Source organism: Pseudarthrobacter woesei, assembly GCF_055412745.1.
In genome coordinates, this window is record NZ_JBVAYU010000007.1 from 146,390 (window position 1) to 159,397 (window position 13,008).

General features: G+C 66.6%; 13 protein-coding genes. 7 read left to right on the forward strand and 6 right to left on the reverse strand.

Going from position 1 to position 13,008, the window contains the following annotated elements; translation table 11 throughout:
• Window positions 1-46: 46 nt before the first annotated feature.
• The 5 genes from lipB (at window position 47) to ACZYZE_RS12010 (ending at window position 3,532) form a co-directional block, all read left to right on the forward strand.
• Window positions 47-772 carry a lipoyl(octanoyl) transferase LipB gene (lipB, locus tag ACZYZE_RS11990; RefSeq protein ID WP_459317184.1) on the forward strand — a complete coding sequence of 242 codons (726 nt, stop codon included), beginning with the start codon at window positions 47-49 and terminating at the stop codon, window positions 770-772.
• Window positions 769-1,776, forward strand: coding sequence for a lipoyl synthase (gene lipA / locus ACZYZE_RS11995; protein WP_459317183.1), 1,008 nt, complete (start codon window positions 769-771; stop codon window positions 1,774-1,776). The genes lipB and lipA overlap by 4 nt, the downstream gene beginning before the upstream one ends.
• Before the next feature lie 191 nt (window positions 1,777-1,967).
• Window positions 1,968-2,186, forward strand: coding sequence for a hypothetical protein (locus ACZYZE_RS12000; RefSeq protein ID WP_459317182.1), 219 nt, complete (start codon window positions 1,968-1,970; stop codon window positions 2,184-2,186).
• Between the two features lie 101 nt (window positions 2,187-2,287).
• Complete coding sequence (locus tag ACZYZE_RS12005; protein ID WP_459317181.1) at window positions 2,288-3,049, forward strand: DUF4191 domain-containing protein; 762 nt, start codon at window positions 2,288-2,290, stop codon at window positions 3,047-3,049.
• 120 nt (window positions 3,050-3,169) lie between these two features.
• Window positions 3,170-3,532, forward strand: coding sequence for a DUF3817 domain-containing protein (locus tag ACZYZE_RS12010; RefSeq protein WP_459317180.1), 363 nt, complete (start codon window positions 3,170-3,172; stop codon window positions 3,530-3,532).
• A 198-nt stretch (window positions 3,533-3,730) separates the two neighbouring features.
• On the opposite strand, the gene ACZYZE_RS12015 is transcribed toward ACZYZE_RS12010, so the two are convergent.
• Complete coding sequence (locus ACZYZE_RS12015; protein WP_463907882.1) at window positions 3,731-4,168, reverse strand: RDD family protein; 438 nt, start codon at window positions 4,166-4,168, stop codon at window positions 3,731-3,733.
• A gap of 300 nt (window positions 4,169-4,468) precedes the next feature.
• Here ACZYZE_RS12015 and glnA (ACZYZE_RS12020) point away from each other — a divergent pair, with 300 nt between their 5' ends.
• Window positions 4,469-5,893: a type I glutamate--ammonia ligase gene (glnA, locus tag ACZYZE_RS12020; RefSeq protein ID WP_463907884.1), complete on the forward strand. Its 1,425-nt coding sequence runs from the start codon at window positions 4,469-4,471 to the stop codon at window positions 5,891-5,893.
• A 13-nt stretch (window positions 5,894-5,906) separates the two neighbouring features.
• Here the strand turns inward: glnA (ACZYZE_RS12020) and ACZYZE_RS12025 are convergent, their stop codons facing one another.
• The 5 genes from ACZYZE_RS12025 to glnA (ACZYZE_RS12045) all read right to left on the reverse strand — a co-directional run bounded on the left by ACZYZE_RS12025 (window position 5,907) and on the right by glnA (ACZYZE_RS12045) (window position 11,831).
• A complete protein-coding gene (locus ACZYZE_RS12025; RefSeq protein WP_463907972.1) occupies window positions 5,907-6,257 on the reverse strand; it encodes a mycothiol transferase in 351 nt (116 codons plus the stop codon).
• A 144-nt stretch (window positions 6,258-6,401) separates the two neighbouring features.
• Window positions 6,402-6,917 carry a GNAT family N-acetyltransferase gene (locus ACZYZE_RS12030; RefSeq protein WP_459317177.1) on the reverse strand — a complete coding sequence of 172 codons (516 nt, stop codon included), beginning with the start codon at window positions 6,915-6,917 and terminating at the stop codon, window positions 6,402-6,404.
• Window positions 6,918-6,978: 61 nt separating this feature from the next.
• Window positions 6,979-7,395: a VOC family protein gene (locus tag ACZYZE_RS12035; RefSeq protein WP_463907886.1), complete on the reverse strand. Its 417-nt coding sequence runs from the start codon at window positions 7,393-7,395 to the stop codon at window positions 6,979-6,981.
• Window positions 7,396-7,469: 74 nt separating this feature from the next.
• On the reverse strand, window positions 7,470-10,481 hold the full coding sequence (locus tag ACZYZE_RS12040) for a bifunctional [glutamine synthetase] adenylyltransferase/[glutamine synthetase]-adenylyl-L-tyrosine phosphorylase (RefSeq protein ID WP_463907888.1): 3,012 nt from the start codon (window positions 10,479-10,481) through the stop codon (window positions 7,470-7,472).
• A 9-nt stretch (window positions 10,482-10,490) separates the two neighbouring features.
• Window positions 10,491-11,831 carry a type I glutamate--ammonia ligase gene (glnA, locus tag ACZYZE_RS12045; RefSeq protein ID WP_459317174.1) on the reverse strand — a complete coding sequence of 447 codons (1,341 nt, stop codon included), beginning with the start codon at window positions 11,829-11,831 and terminating at the stop codon, window positions 10,491-10,493.
• Between the two features lie 263 nt (window positions 11,832-12,094).
• Between glnA (ACZYZE_RS12045) and panB the strand changes: the two genes are divergently transcribed.
• Window positions 12,095-13,006: a 3-methyl-2-oxobutanoate hydroxymethyltransferase gene (gene panB / locus ACZYZE_RS12050; RefSeq protein WP_463907890.1), complete on the forward strand. Its 912-nt coding sequence runs from the start codon at window positions 12,095-12,097 to the stop codon at window positions 13,004-13,006.
• Window positions 13,007-13,008: the final 2 nt, after the last annotated feature.

The window sequence follows — 13,008 nt, forward strand, 5'->3', positions numbered from 1 at the left end:
TAGGAATAGCCGATCCCGCGGAATCCCGCAGAAGTTATCCACAGGCATGAGAGCTTGGACACACAATCGGGCCCGGCGGCGGTCCGGGTCTAAGCTGGATGCCATGACTCTTGAGTTCTCCCGGCTTGGTCTCGCCCCGGATTTCGTCGATTACACCCGCGGTTGGGACATCCAGCGCGAGCTGCACGGGAAAGTCGCCGCCGGCACGTCGCCCAGCACGGTCCTCCTGCTCGAACACTCCGCCGTCTACACGGCGGGTAAACGCACCGAGGACAACGAACGCCCCTTCGACGGGACCCCCGTTGTCCCGGTGGACCGCGGCGGCAAACTCACCTGGCACGGCCCCGGCCAGCTCGTCGGCTACCCGGTCATCAAGCTCAAGAACCCGGCCGGCATCCGCGACTACGTGGAGCGTCTGGAAGCCGTGATCATCGCCGTACTGGCCGACTACGGCATCGCGGCGGTACGCATCAAGGGCCGCGCCGGCGTCTGGCTCGAGCAGGATGAGAAGGGTCCGGCGCGCAAGATCGCCGCCATCGGAATCCGCGTCCACGAGGGCGTCACCATGCACGGCTTCGCGATCAACTGCAACAACGACCTCGCCCCGTACGCGCAGATCATCGCCTGCGGCATCACCGACGCCGGCGTCACCACCATCTCGCAAGAGACGGGCAGGGACATCACCCCCGCCGACCTCGTTTCGCGGATCATCGAAGAACTGCGCAACAATGAAGAAGCGCTAGTTGCAAACCATGAAGGAGCTCTACTGTGACACTGGCACCAGAAGGCCGGAAAATGCTGCGTATTGAGCAGCGCAATGCGGCCACCCCGGTGGAACGTAAGCCCGAGTGGATCAAGGCCAAGGTCCATATGGGCCCCGAGTACGTCCAGCTCAAGAACCTCGTCAAAAAGGAAGGCCTCCACACCGTGTGTGAAGAGGCCGGCTGCCCCAACATCTTCGAATGCTGGGAAGACAAGGAAGCCACCTTCCTGATCGGCGGCTCCGAGTGCACCCGGCGTTGCGACTTCTGCCAGATCGACACCGGCAAGCCCTCCCCCGTGGATGTCTTCGAGCCCACCAAGGTGGCCCGCTCGGTCCTGGCGATGCAACTCCGCTACGCCACCGTCACCGGCGTGGCCCGCGACGACCTTGCCGACGAGGGCGTCTGGCTCTATGCCGAAACGGTCCGCAAGATCCACGAACTGAACCCGGGTACCGGCGTCGAACTGCTCATCCCGGACTTCTCCGGCAAGCCGGAACACATCGAGGCGATCTGCGACTCCAAGCCCGAGGTGTTCGCGCACAACGTCGAGACCGTTCCGCGGATCTTCAAGCGCATCCGCCCCGCGTTCCGTTACGAGCGGTCGCTGGATGTCATCACGCAGGGCCGCAAGCTCGGCATGGTCACGAAGTCCAACCTGATCCTGGGCATGGGCGAGACCCGCGAGGAAATCTCCGAGGCGCTGAAGGACCTGCACGACGCCGGCTGCGACCTGATCACCATCACCCAGTACCTGCGCCCCAGCGAGCGTCACCTGCCGGTGGACCGCTGGGTCAAGCCGCAGGAATTCGTGGACCTGCAGCAGGAAGCGGACGAGATCGGCTTCCTCGGCGTCATGTCCGGTCCGCTGGTGCGTTCCTCCTACCGCGCGGGCCGGCTGTGGGCAACCGCGATGCGCAAGAAGGGCTGGGAAATCCCCGCCGAGCTTGCCCACATCGAAAGCTCCGGAAGCACCCGCCAGGAAGCCAGCTCGCTGATCGCGGCGCACTCCTGACTCCGGTGCCGGGCCAGGCCGTGTCGCCATTTTGGCGCGGGATCCCCCGGTAGGGCATTTGGGCATGGAGGTCCTTTGGCCCCGTCCCGGATTGAACCCGGAACCGTACTTGGCGCGCACAGCGGTCATCGCTGGAACCGCGACGGCGGTGAGCGGCCGCATAAGCCAGAGGCAGGCTTCAAAGCGCTGCCGTGCAACAGCAGGATGCTGCAGCACAGCAGCAGGCCATCGTCGACCAGGCGGCCGCACAGGCGTCGGCTCAGATTCAGGCCCCGCAGGGGGCGCCGCCGGCCGCGCTGTCGATGGACGAAAAGATCGCCAAGATCAGGGAACTAGGTCAGCTTAAGGAAGCCCGGCTCCTCAAGGACGAGGAGTTCGCGGCGGAGAAATCCAAGGTACTCGCGGGCTAGGCCGAGTCTTTTCGCGGAGCCGGATCAGGACCGAGTTGAGGGCGACGCCGGAGCCGTAGGTGGCGTGGCTTCAGCCATAGATCGCGTAGAATTAAGGCACTATGGCGAATTCCCCTGACTCCAGCACGTCCACTCCGGCTGCAGACGCACCCAAGCGCGGCTTTTTCTCCCGCAAGCCCAAGGCCGCGAAGGTCAAGAAGCCGAGCCGGCTGAAGCAGATCGGCGAGGTCTTCCAGATGACCCGCCGGCACGATCCGATGGTTCCGTGGCTTATGCTGCTCGCGTTCCTCGGCGTTGTGGCCGTCAGCTTTGTTGTTGGCTACCTGCTGGACAACTGGATCACCGGCCTGATCATCGGCATCCCGCTGGGCATCCTCGGGGCCACACTGATCCTGTCCCGCCGGGCCGAGCGCGCTGCCTTCGCCCAGATCGAAAACCAGCCCGGAGCCTCCGGCGCGGCGCTGGGCACACTCAAGCGAGGCTGGATCACCGAGGACCAGCCCGTCGCGGTCAACCCCCGTACGCAGGACGCCGTCTTCCGCGCCATCGGCCGACCCGGGGTTGTGCTCGTCAGCGAAGGCCCCAGCAGTCGGGTCAAGCCCCTGGTCGACGCCGAACGCAAGCGGCTCGCCCGTATCCTTCCCAACGTCACCATCCACGTGATTGAAAGCGGCCGCGGCGAGGGACAGGTTCCCATCAGCCAGGTCGCGAAGAAGATGACCAAGCTGAAAAACGAGCTGACCAAGCTTGAGGTCAACACCGTTTCCAAGCGTATTTCCTCGCTCGGAAGCCGTCTGCCGATCCCCAAGGGCATCGATCCGTACAAGGCCCGTCCGGACCGCAAAGCAGCCCGCGGACGCTAGGCCACAACGCCAGAGCCACAGTAACGCCCCGGTGACCGCCTTTCAGGCCGGCCGCCGGGGCGTTACTTCTGCCCCAGACACTTTCGAACGTCCTTCGGGACAGAACCCGGAGACCCCGCCATGAAACTGCCGTCCACGCCGGCCATGATCCGTATCTTCCGGGTGCTGGCCATCGCCGAGGGCTTCAGCTGGGCCGCCCTGCTGATTGGCATGTTCCTTAAATGGGTCACCCGGACCACGGAGCTGGGCGTTGAGATTGCCGGCCCCATCCACGGGGCGCTCTTCATCGGCTACGGCATCGCCGCCCTGAGCCTGTGGGGCATGCAGCGCTGGCCGTTCCGGGTGGCACTGTTCGCGGGGCTGTCCGCCGTTTTTCCGTTCGCCACCGTCTGGTTTGAACGCTGGGCCGGCCGCAACGGCCACCTGACAGTCAAGGCCGGACAGGGTGCCTCGACGCCGGCACGCGAGACGGCCGGCATCTAACCTGTTCGAGCGGCCGCCCCCTCGATTGGACGCACAAGGCCGCTTTGCGGGCTTGTTTAGCGGCCATGTGTGGCAAATGGCGGGGTCCGGAGAGACCTGCGGCCCTGGCCACTGTTGCGGGGCGCGTTCGGCTCGCGGGTTCCCAAGCGCCGTCGCCGGTTCGACATGGCGGGCATGCCGCAGCGACGCCCGGCAGACCTACATCCGGACGAGCACCGTGTTCACGGCCTTGTCATGCAGGCCCCGCTGGTCCGGGTCGAAGATGACGGCAGGGAAGACCAGGCACAGCAGCAGGCTTCGGACCAGGGCAGGAAGGGGGCCGGCGGGGCCGCCCCCGAGGCGGGTCACGTGGATGCCGACGGTGCGGTGGCCGACGCTGTAACCCAGCGTGCCGATCAGGAGGGACTGTTCGACGGCGAAGACGGCCAGGGTGGACCAGGGGTTGCCGGCGAAGGCGAAGTTGCTGATCAGCAGCGCGATCCCCCAGTCAATGCAGATGGCGAGGATCCGGCGTCCGGCGCGGGCAATCGAGCCAGGCCCGGATTCGGGGAGCCCCAGCCGCTCACCGGGATACTTCGAAATGCCGGACGTATCCGGCCCGCTGAGCCATGAGCCTATGTCTTTACGATCAACCACCCTCCAAGACTATCGGCAAAGACCGGCGGCCCGGGGCCGTCCACACTGTGGAACTTCAACGGTCACACTGTGGAAGCTGATAGGCCACACTGTGGACAGCGACTACCGTTTACCTGTCAGGGCATTCCGTAACGTGCCCGAAACAAAGCGGACACCGTGGGGAAACCCCGTGTCCTTAGGGTGGTAACAGTTGCTAGCGGCATAGGAGCGGGGGCAGGCCTTCGGGTGTACCCCGTTGTCGGACTGCGCTGGACCACACGGCCTGACGGCCAGATCTTTTCATATGCGTAAGGAGCATAGATGTTCAAGACTGCGGACGACGTCCTCAAGTTCATCAAAGAAGAAGACGTTAAATTCGTTGATATTCGCTTCACCGACCTCCCTGGCGTTCAGCAGCACTTCAACGTGCCCGCCAAGAGTGTTGACGCGGACTTCTTCGTCAACGGCCAGCTTTTCGACGGGTCTTCGATCCGCGGTTTCCAGGGCATCGCCGAGTCGGACATGCAGCTCATTCCGGACGTTACGACGGCATTCCTCGACACGTTCCGCATGGAGAAGACCCTCGCGCTGAACTTCTCGATCGTGAACCCGCGCACGGGCGACCCGTACCACCGTGATCCCCGCGGCGTGGCTGAAAAGGCCGAGGCCTACCTCGCCTCGACCGGCATCGCCGACACCGCGTTCTTCGCGCCCGAAGCCGAGTTCTTCGTGTTCGACAACGTCCAGTACCAGTCCTCCCCGCAGGGCAGCTTCTACAAGATTGATTCCGAGGAAGCGCACTGGAACAGCGGCCGCGAAGAAGAGGGCGGAAACCTCGGCTACAAGACCCCGGTCAAGGGCGGCTACTTCCCGGTCTCCCCGACTGACAAGCAGGCCGACCTTCGCGACGCCATGTGTGTGGCCCTCGACGAGGCCGGCCTTGAGGTTGAGCGCAGCCACCACGAGGTCGGTTCCGCCGGCCAGGCTGAGATCAACTACAAGTTCACGACGCTGACCGCGGCTGCGGATGATCTGCAGAAGTTCAAGTACATCATCAAGAACACCGCCGATGCCTGGGGCAAGTCTGTCACCTTCATGCCGAAGCCGGTCTTCGGTGACAACGGTTCGGGAATGCACTGCCACCAGTCGCTGTGGACCGCCGGAGAGCCGCTGTTCTACGACGAAAAGGGGTACGCCGGGCTGTCCGACATGGCCCGCTGGTACATCGGCGGCCTGCTGAAGCACTCCTCCGCCGTGCTGGCCTTCACCAACCCGACGGTCAACTCGTACCGCCGCCTGGTCAAGGGCTTCGAAGCTCCGGTCAACATGGTTTACTCGCAGGGCAACCGCTCCGCCGGCATCCGCATCCCTATCACGGGCTCCAACCCGAAGGCCAAGCGCATCGAGTTCCGCGCTCCGGACCCCTCCTCCAACCCGTACCTGGCGTTCGCTGCCCAGCTGATGGCCGGAATTGACGGTATCCGCAACCGGATCGAACCGCCGGCTCCGATCGACAAGGACCTCTACGAGCTCCCCGCCGAGGAGGCCAAGGACATTCCCAAGGCTCCCGGCACGCTCGAGGAGGCCCTGGATGCCCTGGCCGAGGACAACGAGTTCCTGCAGGCCGGCGGCGTCTTCACCCAGGACCTGATCGACACCTGGATCGAGTACAAGTACGAGTACGAGATCCGTCCGCTCTCGCTGCGCCCGAACCCGTATGAGTTCGAGCTGTACTACGGCGTCTAGTCGCTAGCAGCCTTCACGACGGCGGCCCCCACCTTTCCGGTGGGGGCCGCTTGTCTTTGGGCTGTAGCCGCCGGCGATCGTTCCCCGTGATGTCCAGACTATCGGCCTGCTCGATGGACGATTCCGCTAGGCCGCCTCCCGGCGCCAGGCCTGCCAGTAGTCCTCGACGGCGTCCGCGTCCGGTTGTGCTGCACAGAATTCCTCGTCCGGATCGGCGGCAGAGTGGAAGGGCGCCGGTGAGTCCTCCCCCCGCCATCATCTGCCGGAACCAGTAGTGTTCGACGTCCGCCATGTGGCGAACGAGCCCCAGCAGGGACAGCATGGAGGGATCGACGGATCGGCGGGCCAACTCTTCCGCGTCCAGGCCCGATCACTTCCGTTCGAGGGTCTGGCGCTGCCACTTGGGGAAGCCGGCCAGGGTGGTGCGTTCGTCCGCCCGCGGCGAGAACTCGGTCCGCGGATCAGTGTCAGGGTCGATGCTTATGCGCGCCGGCCTACGACGCGCCGTTCAGAACGCCCGGTACATGGTCCGCTGCGGGCCGGCCCCGCCGCCCAGGTACCGGCCCCGGTCCTCGAACCCCGCTTTGCGGTAGGCGGCCTGCCCGGCCGGGTTGAGTTCGTTGACGGAGAGCACGACGCCGGCCTGGCCGCCACCGAGCGCCGCCGTCAGTTTCGCGGCCGTCCGGACGGCGGCCTCGGCAGCGAGGGTGCCCAGTCCCTTGCCCTGTTGCCTGCGGTCAATCAGGAAGCCGCGCAGCAGCCAGGCCGAGCCATTCTCCGCCCAGCCCGCGGCTGCGGCTGCACCACCCTGAAGCGTCAGCACGCCCACTGCGGCACCGTTGGAGTCAATCGCAAAGGGATGGCGTAAATCTTCTTCCAGCCCCACAAGCATCATCCGCAGCGGGTCGCCAACAAACGTCCGCTGTTCCCCGGTTACTTCAAGCTCCGCGATCTCGCCCAGTTTGATGTCGCGGGCATCGTCGTCGAGGTTCTTCAGCGGCAGCAGCCACACGTTTTCAGACATGACAGAAGCGTACCCAAGCCCGGGGGCGGACGCCGCCGCCGCCGGATTCAGGCGGGCCCGGCTAGAGCGCCGCGTCCTTCGGGGGTCCGGCCGGGTCCATCCAGAACACTTCCCAAAGATGACCGCCAGGATCCTGGAAGCTGTGGGTGTACATAAAGCCGTAGTCCTGGGCTTCCTGGGACGGTGTGCCACCGGAGGTGAGGGCTTTCCGGATCATGTCGTCGACCTCTTCGCGGCTGTCCAGGGAGAAGGACATGATGGCCTCGGTGGTGCTGCCGGTATCGGCGATGGCCTTGGCGGTGAAGGTCTTGAAGTAGCCCTCCACCAGCAGCATCACGAACGCGTCGTCGTTGACGATCATGCAGGTGGCGTTCTCATCGGTGAAGTCGGGGTTGAAGGAAAAACCTAGCGCGGTAAAGAATTCGACCGTCGTGTTGAGGTCCTTGACGGGGAGGTTGAGGAACATTTGCTTGGCCATGGGCTCAAAAATAGCACCGCAGGGGACGGCGTGTCAGCCCTTGCCGGCCATCCGGCGGATCCACGCAGATAACGCTACTGGCCGTAGAACACCCGTTCGAACACGCTCCGGGCCCGCCGGCTGAGCCGCAGGTAGTCCTCCTCGAGGGCCGCGGCGTTTCCCTGCCCGTAACCGCACCAGCGGGCCACCGCCTCAAGGTCCCGGCGGGAAGACGGCAGCACATCCGAGGCCCGGCCGGTCCAGATCACGTTGGCCGAGCGGATCCGGCTCGCCAGGCGCCAGGCCCGGAGCAGGATCACCACGTCCCCCGGCTCCAGCAGCCCGACGGCGGCCGCCGCTTCCAGTGCCTCCACGGTGGATGTGGTCCGCAGTTCCGGCTGCTGCCCCGCGTGCTGGAGCTGGAGAAGCTGGGCCAGCCATTCGACGTCGCTCAGGCCACCGCGGCCAAGTTTCAGGTGCCGGGCGGGGTCCGCCCCGCGCGGCAGGCGTTCGGATTCGACGCGGGCCTTGACGCGACGGACTTCCCGAACTTCCGTCTCGGACAGGGTTTCCGGGTACCGGATGGGGTCCACCAGGGCAACAAAATCGGTGGCCAGTGAGTCGTCGCCGGCCATGGGGCGGGCGCGCAGCAGCGCCTGGGCCTCCCACACGAGCGACCACCGGCGGTAGTACTCGGCGTAGGACTCCAGTGACCGCACCATGGGTCCGCTCTTGCCCTCGGGACGAAGGTCCGCATCCACCATCAGGACGCGTTCGGCGAGGATGGCGGGCCTGAGCGGCTGGGTCAGCAGGTTTGAGAGTTTCGCGACAATCTGGGCGGCTTGGGCCTGTGCCTCGTCCTCGGGCACCCCTGGCAGGCCGCGGTGGACGTACATCACGTCCGCATCCGAGCCGTAGCCGATCTCCCGCCCGCCCTGGCGCCCCATCGCCACCACCAGCACGTGCGTCTTGAGCGGCTCCCCGGCGGTGACCATGGTTTCGGCGACGCGCAGCGCGCCCAGGATCGCGGCGCGGTCCGTGTCGGCGAGGGCGGTGCCCACCTGGTCCTGGTCCAGGAGCCCGGCGCTGTCCGCGATCGCAATCCGCAGGATCTCGCGGCGCCGGATGAGCCGGATCAGTCGCATGGCACTTTCCGGCTCCGCATGCCGGGACATCTTCGAGACGATCTCGAGCCACTGAGCCTCGAACGTCAACGGCACCAGTTCCTTGTCCGAGCCCAGCCAGGCCACGGACTCGGGGGAAACTTCCAACAGATCCGAGATCAGCCGGGAGTTGGAGAGGACGTGGCAGAGCCGCTCGGCCGCCGCCGTCGAATCCCGCAGCATACCGAGGTACCAGTGCGTGGTGCCGAGCGCCTCGCTGACCCGGCGGAAGGCCAGGAGCCCGGTGTCGGGATCCACGCCCTCGGCCAGCCAGCCGAGCAGGATTGGCAGGAGCTGGCGCTGGAGCGCGGCTCGGCGGCTGACACCGGCGGTGAGCGCCTCGATGTGGCGCATGGCGCCCCGCGGATCGAGGTAGCCCAGGGCTGCGAGGCGTCCCTGCGCGGCCTCCGGGGTCAGCCTGGCCTCTTCGCTGCTGAGCGCGGCGGCGGTGTTGAGCAGGGGTCGGTAGAAGATGCGTTCGTGCAGTTCCCGGACGGACTTCTTGGTCTTGCGCCAGGCAGCCATCAGGGCATCGGGTTTGGGCCGCTCGGTGGCGAAGGGTCCCAGCACGGCCTTCGCGAGCGAGCGCAGCGAGGCTTCCTTGACCGGCATGAGGTGGGTGCGGCGCAGCTGAAAGAGTTGAATTCGGTGTTCGAGCAGCCTCAGGTAGCGGTAGTCCCGGTCAAACTCGGCGGCGTCGGAGCGGCCGATGTAGCCGCCGGCCGACAGCGCGGCGATGGCGGCGGTGGTGTCGCGGCAGCGCAGGGATTCGTCCGATTTTCCGTGCACGAGTTGCAACAGCTGGACGGTGAACTCGACGTCGCGGAGTCCGCCGCGGCCCAGCTTAATCTGCCGCTGCTCCTCCTCGGCGGGAATGTGCTCGGTCACCCGGCGGCGCATGGAGCGGACCGATTCCACAAACCCCTCGCGGCCGGCGGAGGACCAGATCAGCGGGGCGATGGCGGTCTCGTAGCGCGCGCCGAGTTTCGTGTCGCCGGCGATGGTCCGGGCCTTCAGCAGGGCCTGGAATTCCCAGCTCTCGGCCCAGCGGGCGTAGTAGCTTTCGTGCGAGGCCAGGGTCCGGACCAGCGGGCCCGATTTGCCCTCGGGGCGGAGGTTGGCGTCCACTTCCCACAGACCGGGTTCCCGGCTCGTGGACATGATCGCCCGGGAGATGCCCGAGGCCAGCGCCGTGCCGATGGTGTTGGCGCGCGAGTCTTCGAGCCCGCCGGAATCGATCACGTAGATGACGTCGACGTCGGAAATATAGTTGAGCTCGCGGGCACCGCACTTGCCCATCCCGATCACGGCGAGTCCGACGTCGGCCACCTCGGCGGCGCTGAAGTGCCCGGCGGCTTCGGCCCGGGAGACGGCGAGGGCGGCCTCGATGGCGGCCCCGGCCAGGTCCGCGAGCTCGGCACCGGCGGAGGGCATGAAGTCCAGCGGATCCGCGGCGCAGAGGTCCTTGACCGCCAGCTCCACGAGGCCGCGGCGGTACGCCGTGCGGAGGGCCTCGTACCCTTCCTGGCCGGTCAGGGTGGCGACCGGCCTTGCCGACTTCGGATCGGCCCGCACCGAGTGCAGCAGCCGTGCCCGCAGCACCGCGGCGTCCGCGGCCCGCGGCTCCGGGCTGGCCGTCACCTCGAAGGCGTCGAGATGTTCGGGGTGGCGGATCAGGAATTCGCCGAGCGCTTCGGAGGCACCGAGCACCCGGTAGAGCGGTTCGCTGCGCTCCGGCTCCGCCACGGCCAGTTTCCGCAGGTCCGGATGCTTTTCAATCAACCGGACGAGGGACTGCAGGGCGGTGTCCGGGTTCGCTGCGAGCTGCAGGCCGGAGAACAGGGCCCCACGGTCGAGGCCGTCGAGCTCCGGGGCGGCCAGGAACCGTTCGCCCTTTTCCAGATCGCTGAAACCAGCGGCGATCAGGCGTCGTGCCAGGCTCACCCGGGCCGCCTAAAGGATGCCGAGGTTGCGCTGCAGCTCGTAGGGCGTGACCTGGAGACGATAGTCCTGCCATTCCGCCCGCTTGTTGCGCAGGAAGTGCTCGAATACCTGCTCGCCGAGGATTTGCGGCATAAGCTCCGAATCCTCCATGGTCCGGATGGCTTCGTGCAGGGACGCCGGGAGCGGATCGTGGCCCATGGCGCGGCGCTCGGCCGAACTCAAGGACCAGATGTCGTCCTCGGCGGCGGCGGGGAGCTGGTAGCCCTCCTCGATGCCCTTCAGGCCTGCACCGAGCAGCACGGCGTAGGCGAGGTAGGGGTTGGCCGCGGAATCGATGCCGCGGTATTCGATCCGTGCGGACTGGCCCTTGCCCGGCTTGTAGAGCGGCACCCGGACCAGGGCAGAGCGGTTGTTGTGCCCCCAGCTGAGGTAGCTCGGGGCTTCTCCCCCGCCCCAGAGTCGCTTGTAGGAGTTCACGAACTGATTGGTGACCGCCGTGAATTCGGGCGCGTGCTTAAGGATGCCGGCCATGAACTGACGGGCCGTCTCGGAGAGCTGGAATTCCGCTCCGGCCTCGTAGAAGGCGTTGGTGTCGCCCTCGAAGAGCGAGAAGTGGGTGTGCATGCCGGATCCCGGGTGGGCGGTGAACGGCTTCGGCATAAACGTGGCGTAGGTGCCCTGCTGCAGCGCGACCTCCTTGATCACCGTGCGGAACGTCATGATGTTGTCCGCGGTCTGCAGGGCGTCCGCATAGCGCAGGTCGATCTCATTCTGGCCCGGGCCGGCCTCGTGGTGGCTGAACTCCACGGAGATGCCCACCGATTCGAGCATGGTCACGGCCGTCCGGCGGAAGTCCTGGGCCACGCCGCCCGGGACATGATCGAAGTAGCCGCCCTCGTCCACCGGGATGGGCGAACCGTCGGGGCCCGGATGCTGGGATTTCAGCAGGTAGAACTCGATCTCGGGGTGGGTGTAGCAGGTGAAGCCCATGTCCGCGGCCTTGGCCAGGTTGCGCTTGAGGACGTTGCGCGGGTCCGCGGAGGATGGCTCGCCGTCGGGCGTCAGGATGTCGCAGAACATCCGCGACGTCGCCTCGGTCTCGCCGCGCCAGGGCAGGATCTGGAACGTGGCGGGGTCAGGCTGGGCCAGCATGTCGGATTCGAAGACGCGGGCCAGCCCCTCGATGGAGGAACCGTCGAAGCCGAGGCCTTCCTCGAAGGCGCCCTCAACTTCTGCCGGGGCGAGAGCCACAGACTTCAGCGATCCCACGACGTCGGTGAACCACAGGCGCACGAACCGCACGTCGCGCTCTTCGATCGTCCGCAGGACAAACTCTTGCTGGCGGTCCATACTGGCCTCTTTCCGGTTCTTTCGTCCGTGCCCCGGGCCCGTCATGCATGGCGCCCACAGCTGCTCACGATTCACTTTACTAAGCATTGGCGCCGAATGCTGGCGCTGCCGCCCCGCGTAACACAGCGTTAACACAAGGGCGCCGAAATATGCCGCCGGAGGCCCGGACGCGTCGCTCCCGCCGGCCGCCGTGTGACGGGTTTCACCGTTCACGCTCCGGTCCCCGGTAGCTAGGACGCGCGGTGCCGCACTACGCTCGTGCCATGGCCACAAGCATCAGCCCCGATTCCAGCACGCCCGCAGAAATAGCGGCCCCCTACGGCACCGGCCCGGCAGTGTCCTCGCCGGCGGCAGCACCCGCGGACGCCCCGCGAAAGCCGGCAACCAAGATCCGCACCCATCACCTGCACCAGGCCAAACTCAACGGTGAGCGTTTTGCCATGCTGACCGCGTATGACCAGTACACGGCGGAAATCTTTGACCAGGCCGGTATCGAGGTCCTCCTGGTGGGCGACTCGGCGTCCAACAACGTCTTCGGGAACGAGACCAGCCTCCCGGTGACCGTGGACGAACTGCTCCCCTTGTGCCGTGCCGTTACCCGCTCGGCCAAGCGCGCGCTGGTCGTGGCGGACCTGCCGTTCGGCAGCTACGAGGTCTCCGCCCAGCAGGCCGTGGCCACCGGCGTCCGGTTCCTCAAGGAGGGACTCGCGCACGCCGTCAAGATTGAGGGCGGCAAGTTCTACGCCGGGACAGTCCGCGCCATGGTCCAGGCGGGCATTCCCGTGATGGCGCACATCGGCTTCACGCCGCAAAGCGAGCATGCCCTCGGCGGCTACCGGGTCCAGGGCCGCGGCGACGACGCGCAGCGGCTGATCGACGACGCCGTCGCGCTGGCCGACGCCGGCGCGTTCTGCGTGCTGATGGAAATGGTTCCGGCGGCGACGGCGGCAGCCGTGGACGCAGCCGTGGCTGTGCCCACCATCGGTATCGGCGCGGGCAACGCCACCACCGGCCAGGTGCTCGTGTGGCAGGACATGGCGGGCCTGCGCGGCGGCAAGATGGCGAAGTTCGTCAAGCAGTACGCGGACCTGCGCACCTCGCTCAGCGACGCGGCCACGGCCTACGCCGACGACGTCCGCTCAGGACAGTTCCCCGGCCCCCAACACTCCTTCTAGTC